The sequence below is a fragment of the Burkholderia sp. AU33545 genome (genome assembly GCF_020419685.1).
In the GTDB taxonomy this organism is placed as follows: domain Bacteria; phylum Pseudomonadota; class Gammaproteobacteria; order Burkholderiales; family Burkholderiaceae; genus Burkholderia; species Burkholderia diffusa.
In genome coordinates this window covers 404,956-426,269 of record NZ_JAIZRQ010000006.1, presented here as the reverse complement: position 1 = coordinate 426,269, position 21,314 = coordinate 404,956, and the positions used below count along the sequence as shown (strand labels likewise).

At 65.2% G+C, this 21,314-nt stretch carries 21 protein-coding genes, 1 tRNA gene and 2 pseudogenes; 12 read left to right on the top strand and 12 right to left on the bottom strand.

The window, feature by feature from the left end; genetic code table 11:
• Window positions 1-197: 197 nt before the first annotated feature.
• Both LGM71_RS22160 and LGM71_RS22155 read left to right on the top strand, forming a co-directional pair.
• The gene (locus LGM71_RS22160) at window positions 198-2,537 is read left to right on the top strand and encodes an EAL domain-containing protein (RefSeq protein WP_174906329.1); all 2,340 of its coding nucleotides are present in this window, start codon (window positions 198-200) and stop codon (window positions 2,535-2,537) included.
• Window positions 2,538-2,733: 196 nt separating this feature from the next.
• Complete coding sequence (locus tag LGM71_RS22155; RefSeq protein WP_151049696.1) at window positions 2,734-3,948, top strand: chromate transporter; 1,215 nt, start codon at window positions 2,734-2,736, stop codon at window positions 3,946-3,948.
• A 35-nt stretch (window positions 3,949-3,983) separates the two neighbouring features.
• On the opposite strand, the gene LGM71_RS22150 is transcribed toward LGM71_RS22155, so the two are convergent.
• Window positions 3,984-4,430: a multidrug/biocide efflux PACE transporter gene (locus LGM71_RS22150; RefSeq protein WP_226116413.1), complete on the bottom strand. Its 447-nt coding sequence runs from the start codon at window positions 4,428-4,430 to the stop codon at window positions 3,984-3,986.
• Window positions 4,431-4,542: 112 nt separating this feature from the next.
• Between LGM71_RS22150 and LGM71_RS22145 the strand changes: the two genes are divergently transcribed.
• Window positions 4,543-5,427 carry a LysR family transcriptional regulator gene (locus LGM71_RS22145; protein WP_124905502.1) on the top strand — a complete coding sequence of 295 codons (885 nt, stop codon included), beginning with the start codon at window positions 4,543-4,545 and terminating at the stop codon, window positions 5,425-5,427.
• 62 nt (window positions 5,428-5,489) lie between these two features.
• On the opposite strand, the gene LGM71_RS22140 is transcribed toward LGM71_RS22145, so the two are convergent.
• The 6 genes from LGM71_RS22140 to LGM71_RS22115 form a co-directional block, all read right to left on the bottom strand.
• Entirely contained in the window at window positions 5,490-5,948 is a 459-nt protein-coding gene (locus LGM71_RS22140) for a CopD family protein (protein ID WP_059600346.1), read from the bottom strand.
• 248 nt (window positions 5,949-6,196) lie between these two features.
• On the bottom strand, window positions 6,197-8,518 hold the full coding sequence (gene parC / locus LGM71_RS22135; RefSeq protein WP_226116412.1) for a DNA topoisomerase IV subunit A: 2,322 nt from the start codon (window positions 8,516-8,518) through the stop codon (window positions 6,197-6,199).
• A 62-nt stretch (window positions 8,519-8,580) separates the two neighbouring features.
• On the bottom strand, window positions 8,581-10,563 hold the full coding sequence (locus LGM71_RS22130) for a DNA topoisomerase IV subunit B (RefSeq protein ID WP_059600344.1): 1,983 nt from the start codon (window positions 10,561-10,563) through the stop codon (window positions 8,581-8,583).
• Between the two features lie 223 nt (window positions 10,564-10,786).
• Window positions 10,787-12,772, bottom strand: coding sequence for an ATP-binding cassette domain-containing protein (locus LGM71_RS22125; RefSeq protein WP_174919989.1), 1,986 nt, complete (start codon window positions 12,770-12,772; stop codon window positions 10,787-10,789).
• Between the two features lie 126 nt (window positions 12,773-12,898).
• A complete protein-coding gene (locus LGM71_RS22120) occupies window positions 12,899-13,303 on the bottom strand; it encodes a DUF4399 domain-containing protein (RefSeq protein WP_059600451.1) in 405 nt (134 codons plus the stop codon).
• An 11-nt stretch (window positions 13,304-13,314) separates the two neighbouring features.
• Window positions 13,315-13,488, bottom strand: a complete 174-nt coding sequence (locus LGM71_RS22115) for a hypothetical protein (protein WP_174906323.1) — start codon at window positions 13,486-13,488, stop codon at window positions 13,315-13,317.
• A 12-nt stretch (window positions 13,489-13,500) separates the two neighbouring features.
• Between LGM71_RS22115 and LGM71_RS22110 the strand changes: the two genes are divergently transcribed.
• From LGM71_RS22110 to LGM71_RS22100, 3 genes are all read left to right on the top strand, one after another.
• On the top strand, window positions 13,501-13,683 hold the full coding sequence (locus tag LGM71_RS22110) for a rubredoxin (RefSeq protein ID WP_006478164.1): 183 nt from the start codon (window positions 13,501-13,503) through the stop codon (window positions 13,681-13,683).
• A 147-nt stretch (window positions 13,684-13,830) separates the two neighbouring features.
• Window positions 13,831-13,905, top strand: a tRNA-Arg gene (locus LGM71_RS22105).
• Window positions 13,906-13,997: 92 nt separating this feature from the next.
• Window positions 13,998-14,165: a hypothetical protein gene (locus LGM71_RS22100; protein ID WP_226116411.1), complete on the top strand. Its 168-nt coding sequence runs from the start codon at window positions 13,998-14,000 to the stop codon at window positions 14,163-14,165.
• Between the two features lie 93 nt (window positions 14,166-14,258).
• Here the strand turns inward: LGM71_RS22100 and LGM71_RS22095 are convergent, their stop codons facing one another.
• On the bottom strand, window positions 14,259-14,606 hold the full coding sequence (locus LGM71_RS22095; protein ID WP_226116410.1) for a hypothetical protein: 348 nt from the start codon (window positions 14,604-14,606) through the stop codon (window positions 14,259-14,261).
• Window positions 14,607-15,154: 548 nt separating this feature from the next.
• On the opposite strand from LGM71_RS22095, the gene LGM71_RS22090 reads away from it, so the two are divergent.
• Together LGM71_RS22090 and LGM71_RS22085 are read left to right on the top strand one after the other, a co-directional pair.
• Complete coding sequence (locus LGM71_RS22090) at window positions 15,155-15,628, top strand: surface-adhesin E family protein (RefSeq protein WP_226116409.1); 474 nt, start codon at window positions 15,155-15,157, stop codon at window positions 15,626-15,628.
• Between the two features lie 214 nt (window positions 15,629-15,842).
• Window positions 15,843-16,190 carry a hypothetical protein gene (locus LGM71_RS22085; RefSeq protein ID WP_226116408.1) on the top strand — a complete coding sequence of 116 codons (348 nt, stop codon included), beginning with the start codon at window positions 15,843-15,845 and terminating at the stop codon, window positions 16,188-16,190.
• 429 nt (window positions 16,191-16,619) lie between these two features.
• Here LGM71_RS22085 and LGM71_RS22080 read toward each other — a convergent pair whose 3' ends face one another.
• Complete coding sequence (locus LGM71_RS22080; RefSeq protein ID WP_319000394.1) at window positions 16,620-17,738, bottom strand: right-handed parallel beta-helix repeat-containing protein; 1,119 nt, start codon at window positions 17,736-17,738, stop codon at window positions 16,620-16,622.
• 399 nt (window positions 17,739-18,137) lie between these two features.
• Between LGM71_RS22080 and LGM71_RS22075 the strand changes: the two genes are divergently transcribed.
• Complete coding sequence (locus tag LGM71_RS22075) at window positions 18,138-18,569, top strand: hypothetical protein (protein ID WP_226116406.1); 432 nt, start codon at window positions 18,138-18,140, stop codon at window positions 18,567-18,569.
• Between the two features lie 43 nt (window positions 18,570-18,612).
• On the opposite strand, the pseudogene LGM71_RS33320 reads toward LGM71_RS22075, so the two are convergent.
• Window positions 18,613-18,863: pseudogene (locus LGM71_RS33320) on the bottom strand (SDR family oxidoreductase); the annotation flags it as partial.
• On the opposite strand from LGM71_RS33320, the pseudogene LGM71_RS22065 reads away from it, so the two are divergent.
• A pseudogene (locus LGM71_RS22065) lies at window positions 18,863-19,120 on the top strand (TetR/AcrR family transcriptional regulator); the annotation flags it as partial. The pseudogenes LGM71_RS33320 and LGM71_RS22065 sit on opposite strands and share 1 nt — an antisense overlap.
• 81 nt (window positions 19,121-19,201) lie before the next feature.
• Here the strand turns inward: LGM71_RS22065 and eco are convergent.
• On the bottom strand, window positions 19,202-19,702 hold the full coding sequence (eco, locus tag LGM71_RS22060) for a serine protease inhibitor ecotin (protein WP_175816149.1): 501 nt from the start codon (window positions 19,700-19,702) through the stop codon (window positions 19,202-19,204).
• Window positions 19,703-19,846: 144 nt separating this feature from the next.
• On the opposite strand from eco, the gene LGM71_RS22055 reads away from it, so the two are divergent.
• Window positions 19,847-20,176 (top strand): hypothetical protein, encoded by a 330-nt coding sequence (locus tag LGM71_RS22055; protein WP_124905493.1) that lies wholly within the window; start codon window positions 19,847-19,849, stop codon window positions 20,174-20,176.
• A 196-nt stretch (window positions 20,177-20,372) separates the two neighbouring features.
• On the opposite strand, the gene LGM71_RS22050 is transcribed toward LGM71_RS22055, so the two are convergent.
• Window positions 20,373-20,774: a hypothetical protein gene (locus LGM71_RS22050; RefSeq protein ID WP_124626732.1), complete on the bottom strand. Its 402-nt coding sequence runs from the start codon at window positions 20,772-20,774 to the stop codon at window positions 20,373-20,375.
• A gap of 117 nt (window positions 20,775-20,891) precedes the next feature.
• On the opposite strand from LGM71_RS22050, the gene LGM71_RS22045 reads away from it, so the two are divergent.
• Window positions 20,892-21,272 carry a DUF5594 family protein gene (locus LGM71_RS22045; protein WP_059605672.1) on the top strand — a complete coding sequence of 127 codons (381 nt, stop codon included), beginning with the start codon at window positions 20,892-20,894 and terminating at the stop codon, window positions 21,270-21,272.
• Window positions 21,273-21,314: the final 42 nt, after the last annotated feature.

Below are 21,314 nucleotides of genomic sequence, written 5' to 3'. Positions count from 1 at the left end.
CGCCAGCCCGTCCGGCGCCCCTACGATTCGCCCAACTATCGCAAAAGCGTTCCAGCCAGTAATATCGGGCCTAATCCGTTGTTTCGGAGGTCTGTCCATGGTTGCGTGTCCCGCGAACGAACAGACGTCGGGACAACCCGAACCATAGCCAGCCATCCAGACGGATGACGCATGCGAGCAGGACGCCGCCCTCTCAGATGAGCTCCGCCCGGTCAAACCACACGCCGCCGACCCGACCGCTGCGCGCGCCGCGCAAGTCGCGCCGGCGCGCGCTGTTCGCGATCCCGCTGCTCGGGATGCTGGCGCTTGCGCTGCTGTGGGCGGTGATCGTCGCGCGGCTGTCGGTCGAAAAGGACAGCGCGTACAAGGAAGCGGCGGCCTCGGCGGCGATCCTGTCGTCTGCGCTCGAACAGCACACGGTCAAGGCAATCCACCAGGTCGACCAGATCACCCGCTTCGTCAAGTTCGAATTCGAGAAATCGCCCGCGCGCTTCAACCTCGCGAGCGCGGTCGAAAAAGGCGTCGTGCCGAGCGACACGCTGATCCAGGTTTCGCTCGTCAACGCGAAGGGCATCCTGTTCGCGAACACGGCCGAACTCCATCCGAAGCCGATCAACCTGGCCGACCGCGAGCACTTCAAGGTCCACCTCGCACACAACGACGACCGCCTGTACATCAGCAAGCCCGTGCTCGGCCGCGTGTCGAGCCACTGGACGCTGCAGATGACGCGGCGCCTGAACAATCCGGACGGCAGCTTCGCGGGCATCGTCGTGGTGTCGGAAGACCCGAGCTACTTCACGAACGATTTCTACAACAACGCGGCGATCGGCAAGGAAGGCGTGATCGCCGTGGTGTCCGACACGGGCGCCGTGCTCGCGCGGCGCACCGGCTCGCTCAGCAACGCACCCGGTGCGTTCTCCGCATCGGGCGTGTACCCGATCGCCGAGCGTGTGACGGGCACGATCATCGACCCGATCGACGGCGTGACGCGCATCGTGTCGTACCGCCACCTCGACGGCTACCCGCTCGCGGTGATGGTCGGGCTGTCGCAGTCCGAAGAATTCGCGGACTACTACCACACGCGCAACGTCTATCTGCTGATGACGAGCTTCATCACGCTCGCGATGCTCGCGTTCTTCGGCGTCGCGACGGGGCTGATCGGCAAGCTGCTCGGCCGCGAGCGCGAGATGACCCAGCTCGCCGAATACGACCTCCTCACCGGCCTCGCGAACCGTTACGCGACGCTGCGCGGGCTGCGCAACGACGTGTCGATGCCGGCCAGCCTGTCGCGGCTCGGCCTGCTGTTCATCGACCTCGACAATTTCAAGACCGTCAATGACACCCTCGGCCACAACGCCGGCGACATCGTGCTGCAGATGACCGCGTCGCGCCTGTCGGATGCCGTCGGCGACGAAGGGTCGCTTGCACGGATCGGCGGCGACGAGTTCGTCGTCGTGATGAAGGGCGACGACGTCGAACGGCGCGCGGTGCGGCTCGCGGAAGCGATCATCCGGATGTTCGCCGAGCCGTTCGACGTGCGCGGCAGTTCGTTCGTGCTGCACGCGAGCATCGGCATCGCGCTGCACACCGTCGCGAACGAAAGCGAGATCGACCTGCTGAAGAAGGCCGATCTCGCGATGTACAGCGCGAAGGACGCGGGCAAGAACTGCTACCAGTTCTACGCGCCGCACCTGTCGCATCGCGCGGACCACCTGATGCGCTGGGAACAGCAATTGCGCGTCGCGCTCGCCGAGGGGCAACTGTTCCTCGCTTACCAGCCGAAGATCGACCTGACGCACCGCACGATCACCGGCTTCGAGGCGCTTGCGCGCTGGGACCACCCCGAGCACGGGATCATCTCCGCGAACGAATTCATTTCGATTGCCGAATCGACGGGCCTGATCGTGCCCATCGGCGACTTCGTGATCCGCACCGCGTGCGAACAGATCGCGCGCTGGCGCGACGATGGCCACGACACGCTGACGCTCGCGGTCAACATCTCGCCGGTGCAGTTCTGGCGCGGCGACCTGATCGAGACGATTTCGCAGGCGCTGCAGGACACCGGCATCGACGCGAACCGGCTCGAAATCGAGATCACCGAGACCGCGATGATGGAATATCCGGAGCTCGTCTCCGAGAAGATCGTCGCGTTGAAGAAGCTCGGCATCCGGGTCGCGCTCGACGATTTCGGTACCGGCTATTCGTCGCTGTCGTACCTGCACCGCTTCTCCGTCGATACGCTGAAGGTCGACCGCTCGTTCGTGCAGGCGATCCCGAACGATCGCAGCGTGTGCGTGATGGTGTCGTCGATCGTGCATCTCGCGCGCTCGCTCGGCCTGACGGTCGTCGTCGAGGGCACCGAAACCGAGGAGCAGATCGCATGGCTGTCCGCGCTCGGCGAGATCGAGGCGCAGGGCTTCCTGTTCTCGCGCCCCGTGCCGGCCGACGCGATCCCCGCGCTGATCGCACGCTTCGGCGTGCGCGGCGACCTGCCGAACGTCCTCACGCACCGCGCGACCGGCAGCACGGGCGCCTGAGTCCGCAGTCCGCGCGGCAATGTTGCGCAGCACACCGATTATTTCGGTTTCCGATCCGGTTGTTTAGTTCATTAACTAGCGTTTTCGCGCATGGCAGTGTCACGATGCGCGGCGGACAATCGGGAGGGCCATCGTGTCGGCGGGCCGCCGGCACGTTTCCACGCGCGAGACCAGGCCCAGCGCCAACAGCACAGTCATGACAACCGTCGAAGTCGAAGCGGCCGAACGTGTCGAACAGGCACAGGCATCCCTTTGGGCCTTGTTCAAGGTCGTGGCCAGCATTTCCGCCGTGTCGTGGGGCGGGCTTTCGATGATGGCGCAGCTCGAACGCCACTACGTCGACCGGTTGCAGCGCATCGAGCCGCACGTGTTCGCCGATCTCGTCGCCCTGGCATGGCTCGTGCCAGGCCCCGTCGGCTGCAATGTCGCGGTGCAGGTCGGCCAGACGCTGCACGGCCGCACCGGCGCATGGATCGCCGGCATCGCGAGCGTGCTGCCGTTCTCCTTGCTGATGACGCTGTTCGCGATCTTCTACCGCACGCCGATCGTGCGTTCGCTTGCCGCGCCGATGCTGATCAATCACTTCGGGATGGTGCTCGCCGCGCTGATCGGCGTCACGTGGGTCAAGCAGTTGCGCACGCTCGCGAGCACACGGCTCGAACAGGCAATCGCCGCGCTATCGACGATTCTGCTCGCTTTCGCGCATAGTCCGGCCGCCTTCGTCGGGATTCTCTTCGCTGCGTTTGCAGCCGGCTGGCTGACCGGGCCGTCGCAACACGACTCGGTCGACTTCACGCTGTCGAAACGCGACCGCAACCTGCTCGTGCTGCTCGCCGTGCTCGTCGCGCTGTTCGCGCTGCCGCTGCCCGGCGACTACCAGGAGACGCTGCTGTGGCCGCGGCTCGCCGGCGCCGGCATGACGCTGTTCGGCGGCGGCTTCTCCGCACTGCCCGTGCTCAAGACGCTGTTCGTGTCGCCGGCCACCGGCATCTCCGATCACGACTTCACGCTCGCGTTCGCGCTGTCGCCGGTGTCGCCCGGCCCGCTGCTGAACGTCGTGCCGTTCCTCGGCTACCTGACCGACGGCTGGACCGGCGCGCTGCTCGCGACCGCCGCGCTGTTCATTCCGTCGGGGTGTCTCGTCGCGTTCGCGCAGAACCATCTGCTCCGGCTCAAGCGCCATTCGCGCTTCGAGCACGGGATGCGCCTGCTGCGCGCGGCAACGACGGGTTTTCTCGTCGTCGCCGTCGTGAGGATTCTCCATCGCGAACCGGCCGATCCCGTCTACTGGCTCACGGGCGCGTTTGCGACACTGTGCTTCACGCGCTTCAAGGTGCCCGTGTACGCCGTCTATGGTGCGGTCGCGATCGTGTGCGGCGCGTGGCTGTTATGGGCCGCCATCGCGCACTGACGGCACGCCCTCCACCACCGCCGGCCGCTGGCCGTTCAACTCGCCTGCACGGCGACGCGGCGTGCGACCCAGCGGGCACGCAACGCGTCGTACGCGAGGTTGAAGCAGAACGTGTACGGCAGGAAGAACAGCACGATGCCGAGGTCGAGCAGCAGCGCCTCGACCAGGCTCACGTTCAGCCACCACGCGGCAACCGGCACCACCATTGCGACCAGGCCGAGTTCGAACACGACCGCGTGCGCGATCCGCATCCCGAGCGTGCGCGAGAGGCCGGCGCGGCGCTCGAAACGGTCGAACAGCGTGTTGAACGTCATGTTCCAGGCCATCGCGATCAGCGACACCATCACCGTCAGCACGCCGACGTGCGACACCGGCATGTCGAGCAACCACGCGCCGATCGGCGCGCACAGCGCGATCGCCACCAGTTCGAACGTCAGCGCGTGAACGAGGCGCTCCGTCACCGTCTTGTTCATCTGTTTCATGGGTCCCTCCAGTTCGTTTGTGAAGCGTATGCCGGCCATTTTGATCGGCGTAAATGCATGAATCCAGTTTGATATCATCGGTTTTTCCGATATAACGCCGTGAGACCCGCGCATGCGCCACGCCCCCGAAGCCCTGCTCGCCTTCGCCGAAGCCGCGCTGCTCGGCTCGTTCACGGCCGCCGCGCGCAAGCTCGGCAAGCGCCAGTCGACGGTGTCCGAAGCGATCGCGAACCTCGAGATCGATCTCGGCGTGCAGTTGTTCGACCGCTCCACGCGCGCACCGACGCTGACCGACGCCGGACGTGCGCTGCTGCCGCAGGTGCAGCGCGCACTGGAGGCCGGCGCGGCGATCGACCGCACCGCCGCGCGGCTCGCGCAGGGCGAGGAAGCACGGCTGACGCTCGTCGTGTCCGATACGTATCAATCGAAGCGTTACGAGGAAACCTTGATGGCGCTCGAGCGGCGCTTTCCGACGCTGGAACTCGAATGCCAGATTGCCGAACACGAGGACGTGCTCGACCTGATCCAGCAGGGCCGCGCCCAGCTCGGGCTGATGGCCGCGCGCGCCGCCTACCCGCCCGATATCGGCGCGGCGACGGTGGCGGAGGAATCGGAGATCGGCCTGTTCGTCGGGCGCACGCACGCGCTGGCCGCCTACGGCGACGCTGACGTGCCGCATGCTGCGCTGCGCGACGCGCGCGAGCTGCGCCTCAACACGTATGTGAAACCGGAGGATCGCGGCGCCGACGACCGGATCGTCATCGGCACGCAGCGCTGGCTCGCGCCGAGCTACCTGATGCTGCTGGAGATGGCGGTGCTGGGGTTCGGCTGGGCCGAGCTGCCGCGCTGGATGGTCGAGCACTTCGCGGGCGAGCGCCTCTGCGAGCTGCGCTCGCGGGGCTGGCCGCGCCGCGTGCGGGTCGATGCGGTGTGGTCGCGCAACCGGCCGCTCGGCCCGGCCGGCGCGTGGCTGCTCGACGCGATGCTGGCCGCATAGCGGCGCGCGGCATCGCGCCGGCGGCGGGCGGCGAACGGCGCCGCAAGGTCAGGCGTTCGCGCTCAGAGGCCGCGCGACAGCACGGCTGCGCCAATCGTCACGACGCCGAGCACGAGGTTGACGACGACAAGCAGGCGCACCGTGTTCACCGCGCGCGCGCCGTCCGGCCAGTTCTGCGCCTGCACCGCGCGGCGGATGCGCGGGAACAGCGCGAAGCGGATGTGGCCGAAGATCAGCATCATCACGACACCGAGCCCCGCCATCGCATGCAGCGTCCACGTCGCGTGCGCGCCGCCGAATGCCGTGAGCAGGAAACCGCCGGACAGCAGGATCACGATCACCGACCCCGACACCCAGTTGAAGAATCGGCCGAACACGCCCTCGATCAGCGGCAGTCGCAACTGCGGCGTCAGGTCGGACAGCGCCGGGCGCAGGCAGAAGTGCGCGAAGACCATCCCGCCCACCCACACGGCGACGGCCAGCAGATGAAGAAACAGCGCGACGGCAACAGCGTGGGACATGGCGGCAATCCTGGTATGAGTTAAGTGCAACGAACAGCCGCGTCACGCGCGGTCTCGAGCGACGTTCGACCCGCGCGCAGCCGCTCGGTTCAGACCCCTGGCGGAATTTCACAATATTTTGCAAGTTCCGCGTGACGGCGCCACTCGCGCTTGCCTGGATGCGTCGCGCAAAAAAAGAATCGGCCGCACGCCCGCCGAAGCGGAGGTGCGGCCTTCGATACCGGTCGAGCCGGCCAACGGATGCGGCGTCAGCCGAGCAGCGGACGCAGTTCGTTGACGACCTTGAGCTTCGTTTCCGGCGCGCGGCCCTTGCGTGCACGCTTGCCGACGTGCGGCGCGAGCCCCGCGTACGACAGCGTTTCGTCCTGCGCCCTGCCGCCGCGGCCGGTGCCGATCAGCACGACGCCGGCCGGGTCGATCGCGAGCGCCTGCACGAGCGTTTCCTTGTCGTCGAGCGCCATCAGGATCACGCCGCGGCCGCCACCCGACAGCGTCTTCATCTCGTCCATCCCGAACACCAGCAGTCGACCGCCGCTCGACAGGCATGCGACCTGCGTTGCGTTCGGCAGCACGGGCATCGGCGCGAGCGGCACCGCGCCCGCATCGATGGTCATGAACGACTTGCCGGCCTTCACGCGGCTCACCATGTCGCCGACCTTCGCGAGGAAGCCGAAGCCGTTGCTCGACGCGAGCAGCAGTTGCTGGTCGGCCGGCGCTGCGTAGTAGTGCATCAGGTGCGAGCCCGATTCGAGCTCGATCAGCGACGTCACCGGCACGCCGTCGCCGCGCCCGCCCGGCAGCACCGACACGTCGACCGAGTACACGCGGCCGCTGCTGCCCCACGCGATCAGTCGATCGGGCGTGCGGCACTGGAATGCCGCATACAGGTGATCGCCTGCCTTGAACGAGAAGCCGGCCGGGTCGAGCCCGTGACCCTTCAGCGCACGCACCCAGCCCTTCTGCGACACGACGACCGTCACCGGCTCGTCGACGACCTTCGCCTCGAACGTCGCGCGCTTTTCCTGCTGGATCAGTGTGCGGCGGTCGTCGCCGTACTGCTTCGCGTCGGCCTCGATCTCCTTGATCATCAGCCGCTTCATCGCGCTTTCGTTCGCGAGCAGTTCCTCGAGCTTCGCCTTCTCGTCACGCAGCGCCTCGAGTTCCTTCTCGATCTTGATCTTCTCGAGCCGCGCGAGCTGACGCAGGCGGATTTCGAGGATGTCTTCGGCCTGGCGGTCGCTCAGGCCGAACGCGCTCATCAGCGCAGCCTTCGGCTCATCCGACTCGCGGATGATGCGGATCACCTCGTCGATGTTCAGGAAGACGATCATCCGCCCTTCGAGGATGTGGATGCGGTCGTCGACCTTCGCGAGACGATGGCGGCAGCGGCGCGTCATCGTGAGCTGGCGGAACTTCACCCATTCGTCGAGGATCGTCAGCAGCCCCTTCTGGCCTGGCCGGCCGTCGGCGCCGATCATCACGAGGTTCAGTGTCGCGTTCGACTCGAGGCTCGTATACGCGAGCAGCGTGTTCACGAATTCGGTCTGGTCGATCGTGCGCGACTTCGGCTCGAACACGAGCCGCACCGCCGCTTCCTTGCCCGACTCGTCGCGCACCGCGTCGAGCAGGTCGAGCATCGCCTTCTTGGTGTTGAGCTGCTCGGGCGTGAGCGTCTTCTTGCCGAGCTTGAGCTTCGGGTTGGTGAGCTCCTCGATTTCCTCGAGCACCTTCTGGCCCGACGTGTTCGGCGGCAGCTCGGTGACGACGAGCTGCCACTGGCCGCGCGCGAGATCCTCGATCTTCCAGCGCGCGCGTACCTTCAGGCTGCCGCGGCCGGTTTCATAGGCCGCCGCGATCTCCGTGTCGCTCGAGATGATCTGGCCGCCGCCCGGGAAGTCCGGGCCGGGGATCAGGTTCATCAGCTCCGCGTGCGTGAGCTTCGGATTGCGGATCAACGCCACCGCCGCCGCCGCGACCTCGCGCAGGTTGTGGGACGGAATCTCGGTCGCGAGACCCACCGCGATGCCCGATGCGCCGTTCAGCAGCACGAACGGCATGCGGCTCGGCAGCGTCTTCGGTTCCTCGAACGAGCCGTCGTAGTTCGGCATGAAGTCGACCGTGCCCTGGTCGATCTCGTCGAGCAGCAGCTTCGAGATCGGCGTGAGCCTCGCCTCGGTGTATCGCATCGCTGCCGCGCCGTCGCCGTCGCGCGAGCCGAAGTTGCCCTGCCCGTCGATCAGCGGATAGCGCAGCGAGAAATCCTGCGCGAGACGCACGAGCGCATCGTATGCCGACTGGTCGCCGTGCGGGTGGTATTTACCGAGCACGTCGCCCACCACGCGCGCCGACTTCACCGGCTTCGCGTCCGGGCCGAGGCCCATTTCGTTCATCGCGAACAGGATCCGGCGCTGCACCGGCTTCTGGCCGTCGCACACGTCGGGCAGCGCGCGGCTCTTCACGACGCTGACCGCGTAGCTGAGGTACGCCTGCTCCGCGTAGTTGCCGAGCGTCAGCGCTTCGGCGTCCGGTGCATCGGACCCGGCGAAGAGATCGGAAGTATTGTCGTCCATCTGAATTCCGTATTCGTAAGTGGCGTGAGGCCGGGCCGGGCGTCATGCCCGGCCGCGCGGGTTTAGATGTCCGCTTCGACGTCGTTGCCCTTTTCCTCGAGCCAGCCGCGTCGCGCGGCTGCCTCGCCCTTGCCCATCAGCATGGTCATGCGCGCGACGGTCGCCTCGTAGTCGAGTTCGCCGAGCTTCACCGGCATCAGGCGGCGCGTGTCGGGGTTCATCGTCGTGTCCCACAACTGCTCCGCGCTCATTTCGCCGAGACCCTTGAAGCGGCTGATGCTCCACTGCGTTTCGCGCACGCCGTCCTTGCGCAGCTTGTCGAGGGTCGCCTCGAGTTCGCCTTCGTCGAGCGCATAGAGCTTCTGCGCGGGCTTCTTGCCGCGCGCGGGCGCATCGACGCGGAACAGCGGCGGCCGCGCGACATGCACGTGACCGCGCTCGATCAGTTGCGGGAAATGCTTGAAGAACAGCGTGAGCAGCAGCACCTGGATGTGCGAGCCGTCGACGTCCGCGTCCGACAGGATGCAGATCTTGCCGTAGCGCAGATTCGACAGGTCGACGGTGTCGTCGGGGCTGTGCGGATCGACGCCGATCGCGACCGAGATGTCGTGAACCTCGTTGTTCGCGAACAGGCGATCACGCTCGGTTTCCCACGTGTTCAGCACTTTGCCGCGCAGCGGCAGGATCGCCTGGTATTCCTTGTCGCGGCCCATCTTTGCGGAACCGCCCGCCGAGTCGCCCTCGACGAGAAACAACTCGTTGCGCGCGATATCTTCCGTCTCGCAATCAGTCAGCTTGCCCGGCAGCACCGCGACGCCCGAGCTCTTGCGCTTCTCGACCTTCTGGCCCGCACGTGTGCGCGCCTGCGCCTGCTTGATCACCAGTTCGGCGAGCTTCTTGCCGTGCTCGACGTGCTGGTTCAGCCACAGTTCGAGCGCCGGACGCGAGAACGACGACACGAGCTTCACCGCGTCGCGGCTGTTCAGGCGTTCCTTGATCTGCCCCTGGAACTGCGGATCGAGCACCTTCGCGGACAGCACGAACGACACGCGCGCGAACACGTCTTCCGCGAGCAACTTCACGCCCTTCGGCTGCAGGTTGTGCAGTTCGACGAAGCTCTTGACCGCCTGGTAGAGACCGTCACGCAAGCCCGACTCGTGCGTGCCGCCGGCCGGCGTCGGGATCAGGTTCACGTACGACTCGCGCACGAGCGATCCTTCCTCGCTCCATGCGACGACCCACGACGCGCCTTCCCCTTCGGCGAAGGTCTCGTCGGTCGAACGCGCATCGGCGAAGCGCTCGCCTTCGAACAGTGGGATCAGCAGCTCGCTGCCGTTCATCTCGTCGAGCAGGTAGCCGCGCAGGCCGTCCTCGTACTTCCACGCCTGGCGTTCGCCGGTCTTCTCGTTGACGAGCACCACCTCGACGCCCGGCAGCAGTACGGCCTTCGAGCGCAGCAGACGCTGCAGCTCGCCAAGCGGCAGGTTCGGCGAATCGAAGTACTTCGGATTCGGCCAGACCCGCACGCGCGTGCCGGACTTCTTCTCGCCGCGGCCCGCGCCTTGCGTCGCGAGCGGCTTCACGACGTCGCCTTCGGCGAAGCCGAGCTCGGCGATCTTGCCGTCGCGCCAGACCGTCACGTCGAGACGCGTCGCGAGTGCGTTCGTCACCGACACGCCGACGCCGTGCAGGCCACCCGAGAACGTGTACGCGCCGCCTGCAGCCTTGTCGAACTTGCCGCCCGCGTGCAGGCGCGTAAATACGATCTCGACGACCGGCACACCCTCTTCGGGGTGCATCCCGAACGGGATGCCGCGGCCGTCGTCCTCGACCGACACCGACTGGTCGGCATGCAGCGTGACCGTGATCTGCTTGCCGTAGCCGCCGAGCGCCTCGTCGGACGCATTGTCGATGACTTCCTGAATGATGTGCAGCGGATTTTCGGTACGGGTGTACATGCCGGGCCGCTGCTTGACCGGCTCAAGGCCCTTGAGCACCTTGATCGATGCTTCGCTATAGGCCGCGCTGGGCTTCTTCGTTGACATAGGCGCTGAATTTCGTCATTCATCGGGACGTTGTCCACACTTCGTGTGGACAACGTCGTGGACAAAACGTTGAGTTCCGTAAAAAAGCGAATCGAAACAACGGTGTGCTTGGACTGCTCCGAAAGCGGGCGCGCGGCATTCGCTGCGCTGCCCGGGACGCGCGGTATTTTACTGGTTCCGCGTGGCGCGCCGTAGCAAGATCACTCACACGGCGCACGGGGCGTCAGACCGGCTTGCGCTTTGCCTCGAGCGTCTCCCACCGCTCGAGCGCGGCGAGGAGCTCGTCGTCGATCGCCGCGAACCGTTCGGTCAGGCGCGTGCCTTCCTGCGGATCCTTCGCGAAGATCGAACCATCCTCGAGCTGCGCATTGATCGTCTTCTGTTCTTCCTCGAGCGCCGCGATCTTCTCCGGCAGCCCATCGAGTTCGCGCTGCTCGTTGAACGACAGCTTCACCGTGCGCTGTGCGTTGCGGCCGGCCGCGCTTTTCGCCGCGTCTTCCTTGACCGGCGCCGCTTCCTTCACCGCGCGCTTCGCCGCCTCCTGCTGCGCGAGCTGCTGCGAACGCTCGCTCTGGATCTGCCAGTCGGTGAAGCCGCCGACGTATTCGCGCCACTTGCCGTCGCCCTCGGCCGCGATCACCGACGTCACGACGTTGTCGAGGAATGCGCGATCGTGGCTGACGAGCAGCACCGTGCCGTCGTAGTCGGCCAGCAGCTCTTCGAGCAGTTCGAGCGTCGGGATGTCGAGGTCGTTGGTCGGTTCGTCGAGCACCAGTACGTTGGCCGGACGCGCGAACAAGCGCGCGAGCAGCAGCCGGTTGCGCTCGCCGCCCGACAGCGACTTCACCGGCGAGCGTGCGCGCTCAGGCGCGAACAGGAAGTCGCCGAGATAGCTCATCACGTGCTTGCGCACGCCGCCGATCTCGACCCATTCGCTTCCGGGGCTGATCGTGTCGGCCAGGCTCTTTTCCTGGTCGAGCTGCGCGCGCATCTGGTCGAAGTACGCGACCTGCAGGTTCGTGCCGGTGCGCACCGTGCCTTCGTCGGGCTTCAGCTCGCCGAGAATCAGCTTGAGCAGCGTGGTCTTGCCCGCGCCGTTCGGGCCGACGAAGCCGATCTTGTCGCCGCGCATGACCGTCGTCGAGAAGCGCTCGACGACCGCGCGGCCGCCGTAGCGCTTCGTCACGTCCGTCAGCTCCGCGACGATCTTGCCCGACTTCTCGCCCTGCGCGACGTCGAGCTTCACATTGCCCTGCGAATTGCGGCGCTCCGCGCGCTCGTTGCGCATCTGCTCGAGCCGCGCGATGCGGCCGACGCTGCGCGTGCGGCGCGCCTCGACGCCCTTGCGGATCCAAACTTCTTCCTGCGCGAGCAGCTTGTCGAACTTCTCGTTTTCCACGCGCTCGACTTCGAGCTGCTGCGCCTTGCGCGTCTGGTACGCGGAGAAATTGCCCGGATACGACAGCAGCCGGCCGCGATCGAGCTCGACGATGCGCGTCGCGACGCGGTCGAGGAACGCGCGATCGTGGGTGATGAACAGCAGGCCCGCGCGCTGCGCGACGAGCAGTTCTTCCAGCCAGCGGATGCCGTCGAAGTCGAGGTGGTTGGTCGGTTCGTCGAGCAGCAGCACGTCGGGCTGCACCACGAGCGCGCGCGCCAGCGCGACACGCTTCTGCATCCCGCCCGACAGCGCGTCGACCTGCGCATCGCCGTCCGTCAGGCCGATCTGCGCGAGCGTCATCGATACGCGCGTACGCCAATTCCAAGCATCGTGCGCATCGAGTGACGACTGCAGCGCGTTCATCCGCGCGAGCAACGCGTCGTGCTCGGCGCCTTCGGGCGTCTCCGCAAGGCGGTGCGCGATCGAATCGTATTCTTCGAGCACTTCGCGCGTGTGCGTGAGCCCCGAGGCGACGGCCTCGAACACGGTCGCGCCCGGTTCGAATTCGGGCTCCTGCGGCACGTAGACGGTCACAAGCTCCTGCTGGCGCGTAATGAGCCCGTCGTCGGGCTTCGCCAGCCCGGCGACGATCTTCAGCAGCGACGACTTGCCCGCGCCGTTGCGACCGATCAGGCCGACGCGCTCGCCGGCCTCCAGCGAGAAATCCGCGTGATCGAGCAACGCGACGTGACCGAACGCGAGTTGCGCGCCGGTAATGGAATAAAGCGACATGGGGAGGCGGCGAAGAGAGAAATCGGAAGCGCCCATTGTACCGGTGGCGGACGCCTGCGCCGCGATGGCCGGACGGACTAGGCCGGTGCGCGGTTCATTTCGTGCCGTGGCGGGCATCCGGCCGCACCTTCCCGGCCGGGTGCCCGCATGCGGAAGATGCGATTACTTTACGTTGACCGAGATCGTCGAGCTCAGCTCGGGACCGTACGAACGGTGCGCGCCGTCGCCGAGCTGCAGCGTCAGCGTGTGCTGGCCGGGCGGCAGCTTCACATCGGTTTCGGTCTGGCCCTTGCCGAAGTGCAGCGAATGGTCTGTCGCGGGGATCACGTCGCCCTTCGGCACCGGCTGGCCGTCGATCAGCAGGTGATGGTGGCCCGTGTCCGGCGTCATGTCGCCGGCCGGCTTGAGCCCCATGCCTTCGAGGCCGAACTTCACGTGCACGGGGCTCGACACCGTCGCGCCATCCTTCGGCTCGACGAAGAACACGCGCGCCTCGGCACGCGCGAGCGTCGACACGGCCAATGCCGCGACACATACCGCACCTGCGATCCACTTCTTGTTGAGCATCGTTTTCTCCTTCAGATTGAAAGGCTCACGAAGCATACACTGCGTGCCCGGCCCGCGCGATGATGGAAATTGTTCGCGATGCGCACGTTTAAAACGACGTTGCGGAGGCGTTCGGCGAAATTCCGGTACCATTGCGCCTTTCGTCCGCCGGCAACACGGCGGGCGGCATCACAGATCTTCATCATTCCGAGCACCACATGAGCGAAGTAACCGAATACCAGAGCTGGGTCTGCCTGATTTGCGGGTGGGTCTACAACGAAGCGGAAGGCCTGCCCGACGAGGGCATCCCCGCCGGCACCCGTTTCGCCGACATTCCCGCCGACTGGCGCTGCCCGCTGTGCGACGTGGGCAAGGAAGATTTCGTCGTCGTCGATTTCTGATTCGGGCTTCCGGACACGATCGAGCGCGCGCGGCGCGCATCGGCACGCATTCCGTCCGCCGATGCGCCGCGCGTTTGCTATACTCTGCGCGCTGTCCACATCGCCGTCCCGTTCGCGTCTTCCGTACGCGAAACTGCGGACATGGCTCTCCCCGTAGTTCAATGGATAGAACAAGCGCCTCCTAAGCGCTAGATACAGGTTCGATTCCTGTCGGGGGGACCAGATCATCACCCCCAAAGCCTTGACTGGCTTGACTGACAGGGATCTCAGGGTCGTGTGTGGGTACCACAACGGTTACCACATGCGGTACTCCAATGGCCCTGCTGCATCTCTCCTCACTCGTGTCCGTTAAGCTCAAATACGTCGGGCAGAAGTCGAACAGTTCGCTGCTGTACTTCCGCCGCCGCATCCCCGGCGATATAAAACCGCTGCTCGCGGCCGCTGGGGCTCCGCATGCGGGGAAGATTCACTACGTGGTCTAGCTGCAGGCCTCGGACCCAAGGGTACCCGTCCCGCAGCGAGGGCCGTGGGCCTCTCTCATTCGTAGCGTTAGCCGTAGCCCCGTACGTTCCGATCTAGTGTCCGGCGAATGGGGCTATCACAGCCGCCCACATTCCAAGAAGAATCAAACACTGAATGGCGAACATGACTTGGTCGTATGTCTTGCGAAGCTCTGAGCGATTCGCATACACCACATAGATCAATGTAAACAGGGGTGTCGCGACCCACGTAGCAGCGGTAAATACAAGGAAGCTCATCGTGCCGGCTGCAAAGATTCCGCTATGAAATCCGCCGACCTCGACATACCAGTATGCAAAGCCGATCCACGGAAGCCACAGCCCGACGAAGGTTGCGATTGCGAGCTTGATCGCACCTGATGACGGCCCAGAGTCCGCGTTCTCGATATCTTGTGATTTGTTCATAGTGTCGTTAGCTCGCTAAGCGAAGCCTCAGCGGGTTCTCGCCGGGGCAGGCGGCCATAGCTTCCGCGGCTCGCGGATTCTCCGGAATTTGAGTCCGATTCCTGTAGCGGGATGATATCGAGATTCCGTCACGGCAGCGGACAGGCGACGTTCTGTCTACGCGACATGGGTATGCTCCCCTTTCCTGATCTGTTTCCCGTCGAGATCGTCGACCACGCGGTTGCACGAGCAGACATCATGCGCGCCGGTGACTACTTGGGCACAGGCGAAGTCTATGACGCGCACGGCGGCACATCCAATAGCGAAGCAGGTACCGCTCACATCGACGCGAGACTCACTGCCTGATTGGTCACAAAATTCCGCCTCAGGTCAAGGTTGCTGACGATTTCGCAAAATAGCGAGTCACTTCAAGCACATGCGACCTTCAGCCGTGAGCCTTCGCGACGCTGGACAATGACAATGCCCGCGCCGGTGGCGTTATACGCGCTGGCATTCCGAAACCGGGTGAATTGGTCTATCGTTCGGATAAACAACGGGGTGCGGGGTGAATGATGAAGACCGAACAACTGCGAAGCGCTGTTGCCTGCATATCTCTCGCCACCGCATTCAACGCGATTGCGTCCAATTGGATTGAAATAGGACGCTCCTCGGATGGAACCGCGACGGTCTCGCTTGACGCTGTGAGCATGGCATTCTCAGGCAGTCATGCGAAAGCCTGGTTTCTGCAAGACAACATGTACTCGCTGGATGTACCCGGCTCGTATGCTGGCACCCGATATGTGTCCGACAAAGCACTAGTGCTTTTTGACTGCGAACAGCGAACGTCCGCTGCAGCGCAAACCGTCTATTACGACGACCACAACGGGAGTGGTAAGGTGGTTTGGTCTTGGTCCACGCCGCCAGCTAAGGCAATGTATTCCGATGTCGTTCCAGATACGCTAGGTGAAGCCATGCTCGAAAGCGTTTGCGCTTCCCGACATAAAGTGAAGTCGCCGAAGAAAGCGTCGGGGTCGGCGATGTAATTGGGTGTCATTGCACTCAGCTAAAGCCATTGACATCATCGGCAGACAATGCCGACGGACAAGCGAATTTCTTTCTTTTAGCTTTCGCACGGCGAAGTCCCGACGTCGTGCGTTCAAAACCCGGGTTAAAGATCTGCCCTTGTAGTACCAATGAGCACCCCCTATCCTCTTTAGGAACTGCTCCTAGAAGTCCACACACGTCGGGGATTTCGCCATGAAGATCGCCGCTTTAGCTCTCGTCATCGTCTCGAACACTGCTTGTGCCGCGTGCTTTGGCACTGCAGCATTTCAAACTTGCAACGACAACAGCGGGAACTCCTACTCCGTCAGCCGCATGGGTAACTCAACGACCGTGAACGGCTACAACGCCAATACGGGGAGCAACTGGAGCGAGAGTGCCCGGACGATCGGCAATTCCACTTACATCAATGGAACAGCGGCCAACGGCAACATGTGGAACCAGACCATCACCAACTACGGCAACGGTAATCGCTCCGTGTATGGAACCGATTCAAACGGAAACGCGTTCAGTAGGAATTGCAGTGCCTGGGGCTGTAACTAGAGCGAGGAATAAATTCGATGAGTACCGCCCCGCCATTGCCGGAACTGCCGGCGCAACTTGGACCGGCCAGCCTTCCGTAGACATCTTCGAGCCATAATTTACGGCAACCGAAGAGGTCCGTATGAGCAGAAGCGAGAAGCGAAACACACCCGAGCGATCGAGCCCGCATCGACGTGTGAGGCTGTCGCGCGCGAGTGGTTTACGATCCAGAAGAATGGCCGGACCGAAGTGTATGCGGCCACAGTCCATGTATCCATACCAAGAACGCGTTCGGGCGGTCGAGTCGTACCTGAAACCCGCATCGCCCGCATTTGCTGCATCCGGGCGCTGATTCGTGCAAGTTCGCGCCTGCTCCCCTGTTCGGCCGCGACCACCTACGTTCGGGCTTTGCCACACAACACCCACCCGCCTTGCAGCCTCACCGCCCCGTCACTGCATCAATCCGGTCCTGACCTGCGGCATCAGACTCGCATTCGCGCCCGTCACGGTAAACGTCCCCGCCGGCGACGCCCCGGCCGGCAGCGCCAGCAGACTGCCGTCCCCGAGCCGATTCGCATCGACGACGATCTGGTTCGCCGCGCAACCATTCGTCAACAGCCAGACCGGCAAGCCGGCAATCGACGAGAACGTGTTGCCCGTCACACTGAACGAACACACGTTCCCGTACGCCCGGAAACCCGCATAGCCGGAGCCCGACACGCGGTTGTCCGCCACGGTGACATCCGACACGGTTCCCGACCATGTATCCAGCTCGATCGCGCCCTGCTGCGTCGGCTGCAGCCCGTTGTTCACGTTCGCGTTCTGGATGTTGGTCACGGTATTGCCCGTAATGACGACGTTCGAAGACCCATAGGTTTTCCAGCTGTCCTCCTGTGCGACCAGAATTCCCGCCGCCTTCTCGACGCCGTCGACCGTATTGTTCGAGATCGTTACCGCCTGCCCGCCGACGACGGTGATGCCGCGCCCCCACGCGTTGCCCGACACCGCGTTATGGTCGATCAGCACGTTGTTGCTCAGGCGGCCGTCGCCGAGATAGCTGACCACGGCGATCAGATCGTCACCGGTGCCGGCCACCGTATTGTTCTGCACCAGCACGTTGGTCGAACCGTAAGTCGTATGGATGCCGTCGGCCAGCGTCGCCTGAACGGTATTGCCCACGATCGCGATACCGTTGCCGCCGAACACGAAGATCCCGGCGCTCGCGCCGCCCCGGATCGTCACGCCGAGCACCTGAACGTCCGAGCCCGTCACCTCGACTTTCGTCGACTCGGGCGTCGTGAGGCGCGTCGTGCCGGTGCCGGCCAGCGTCACGCCGACGAGCGTCGAACCGGCGCCGCTCATCACGATCGTCTGGTCGGCCGGATTCGTGGCGGCCAGCGTCGCGCCGTATCCGGAAATCACCGCCTGGGGCACCGTCACGGCAAGCGAATGCCCGACGACGTAGCGTCCCGGTGCGATGACCAGGCGTTGGCCGGCACGCAGGCTGTCGAATGCTTTCTGCAACGCGTCGGCCTGGTCGCTGCCGTCGCTGGCCGGGAAAACCGTCACATCGGCGACGAGAACGGGTTTGGTGCCATTGGAAGGCAGAAGCGTCGCACCGGACGCCGTACCGGTCGCCCCGGCGGTCGACGCCGGGCTGCCGGAACTCGTCGATGAAGCCGCTGCGCCGGATGCAGCACCGGCAGGTGCGCCGGACGATGTCGATGTGCCCGCAACGGTCTGCGCGCCTGCGGCAGCGTTGTCGTCACCGCCGCCACATGCGGCAAGACAAAGGCAGAGCGCGGCAAACGTCGCCCGATCGACTGTACGCATACGAAGTTCCGCTAGCCCAAATTGGCGTCATCGTAAGTACGCTTGATCACTTTGTAAATGAATTCCTCATTTCACCTGTAAAATAGTTCGTTATCCTCTTCCATTCATCGCCGCGCCATCACGACGACATGCGACATGCGATCGCACCCGGACCTGGCGCAATCGACATGTACCGTAGATTACGTAGAATCCCGAACCTTCATCCGCACCCGGACCTCGACCATGACTCAAACACTCGCGGCCCTGGCCATGTCGTCGGCGCTGATCTGCACGGCGAATGCCGCCGATGTCGCAAGGACGACCGGCTTGGCGACGCCGAAGCAGCGATACGTCAGCCCGGGCGTCGCCAACGTCGCGGATGCGGCAACACGCCGCCCGGAACGCGCGTCGACCGTTGCTCGCTGCAGCGAACTGGCCGCCGGCATCGATGCCGTCAAACATGCGCCGGACCGCGGCCACAAGGTCGTGCGCGGCGTCGGCCCGGACGGCAAGCCGCGCAACGAGCTGCGTGCTTACGACAAACGAGCCGATCTGGAGGTCGAGCATCGGCAGCTCGGCTGCCCGTAGTCAACGTCACTCCGTCCGATCGGGTCGCACCGGCCATCGCCCCTTACACATTCACGCCGCCGTCGGTCTCCAACCCCGTCCCGTTGATCGACCTGCCCTTCCAGCCCGACGACGAGCGCGACGAGCGCCGCCTCATCCTCGGCCTCGCCGTACTGCGGAACCGCCATCCGCGAACGTTGTGCGGCGGCATGCTCACCGTCGGCCGGATTCATGTCGGTATCGGTCGCCCCCCGAATGCACGAGATTGACCGTGATGCCGCACACGCCGAGATCGTGCGCAAGCCCTTGCGTCCAGCGGTGCGGTACGGCACACGCTGATCGCGATGCGCAAGCAGACGGTCGCCGCATTACGCGCGCGGCTTGGCGAAGGCGTGGTAACCGGCGAGCTCTCCGCGCACGCGAACTTCGATGCGATCGCGCGCTACTCCGTGACGGTCCAACAGGGGATGGCGATTCAGACGCGCTACGGCGCGAGCCGTCGCGATGTGGAGGCGGTCGCGCGAACCGCGCTGGCCGCATGGCCGGCGCTCGCGGATGCGAGCGGCGGATAGTGACGGGCTCCGGAGAGAAGCCCGCAAGACCGGGTGGCCGCGCAGCGGCAAGCGCCCCGCATGACCGCGCCGGTCGGTGCGTTACTGCGTGACGGCGTGCTGCACGTCCTTCGACGCATGCCACACGCGGTAGCGCACGTCGAAACCGTCCGGCACGTACACGACGAGCGGCAGGCGGCTGTTGTAGCGCAGCAGCTGGCCGTCACCGCGCACTTGCACGAAGCGCTGCTGCGGCGCCTGGCCCGGGCAGGCCATCAGCGTCGATGCCGGCCCCTTCACGTCGGTCAGCCGGTAGTACGTATAGCCCCAGCCCTTCACGTCCTCTGCGGTCAACTCGCCGCCGAACCATTGCTGGTTGCAGTCGGTCTGCAGCATCTTGCCGATCATCAGCTCGACGCGCGCATCGCCTTCGTTCTCGAGCGCGGGCAGCGCGATCACCGCGCGCTGCTGGCCAGCCGCCGGCTGCGGGAACATCTTGATCGATTCGGCCGGCACGGCGGGCGCCGATGCGGGCCCCGCCGCGCAGGCGGCGGCGGTCGTCACGCAAACGGCGGCCAGGGCGGCCCGGATCGCGAATTTCATCGATGTGCTCCTGATAAACAAAAATAGGCCCCGATGCTAACACTTTCGTCGCACGACCTTACGAGGCTGTAATTTGGCGACACAATTGCAAACAGCCGGCAATCCCCGCGCGCGGTACTTATAGGGGAACCAACGGAGAACATCATGCTGAAGCTCATTGCCGCCGCCGGCGTCGCCACGCTGCTGGCCGGGTGCGTCGTCGGTCCGGACGCCGGATACGGATACGGCTACGGACAGACCTACTATTCCGATCCCGGCTACGCGTACGGGCCGGCCTACGGGGCATCCCCCGTCTATGGCACGGTCAATATCTGGGGTGGTGGCGGCGGACGCGACTGGGATCGCGGACACCGCGACTACCGCCGCTGGGATCGCGATCGTGGGGACCATGGCGGCTGGGGACGCGGCGGCGGACGTCGCGGCGACTGGAACGATGGCGGCGGCGGACGCGGCGACGGCGGCCATCGTCACTGATCCCGCGGATCCAATTGCAACCGTTTGTATCCGCACACGGCCTCGCACGGCCGCCGTCTGGCGCCCAAAACCCGACGCCCGAGAAACGACGAAGGCCCTCGCATCACGCGAGGGCCTTTCCTTTTGTCTTCCTGCATACCCGCGATTCACTCAATCGGCACCGGCCACGCGGCGACGAGCCCGATCACCGGCCCGCTTACCAGCCGGCCGGCCGCGCATAGCCGCCCGACACCGGCGCGCCGCACACATACGGGCGCTGATAGCGGTCGTAGCAATAGTCCTGGCCGTCGTCCTGGTACTGCGCCTGCTGATAGGTCGGATAAGCCGGCTGCTGGTAAGCCGGGGCCTGATAGTACGTCGGCGGCTGATAGGCCGGTGCCTGATACACGGGCGCCTGGTATGCGACGGGCGGATTCATCGCCGATGTCACGATCGCGCCGAGCACCGCGCCGCCGATCAGCGCGCCGATGACGGCGCCCCCGTCGCGACCATGCGCGGACGCCGGGCCCGCCACGGCGAGCGAACCGGCGAGGACACATACTGCGGCAATTCTTTTCATGATGGACTCCCACGCGAAGTGGTACTGGATGCGATGCATTGTGGCTGCGCGCGGCCGTAATAGATGCAGCAAGTGGTAACGCGCCATTACGCGTATCACGCACACCGAAACGCGGCGCGGCCGTGCTACGATTTTCGGCACACAGGAGACGCCTTCATGCAGCCCGAAACCGCCCGCCGTTTCGATACCGAATTCGCGCCGCGCATTGCGCAGGCGATCGCCGCCTACTTCGCCGATCACGTGCTGACCGACGTCGTCCCGTACGGCGGGCACGGGCAACCGACGCGCGTGCAGATCCGCAGCGCGCCGCACGAGCACGTGAGCGGCTTCGTGCATCCGCTGAACCTCGAACTGACCTGGGACACCGACGAGATCGAACGACTGATGGCACCCGACGGGCCCGCGCGATTCGAGCACTACCTGAGCGCGCTGCCGAGGAAGCTGAGCGCATGGCAGGGCGCGCGCGACATCGATCTCGCGTCGCGCACGCAGGCCGCCCCGCTCGTGCGGCTCGGCGGTCTCGACTTCGAAGGCTGAGTGCACGCACCGGCCGCCGGCCGGCGGCGGCGTCGCTCGACG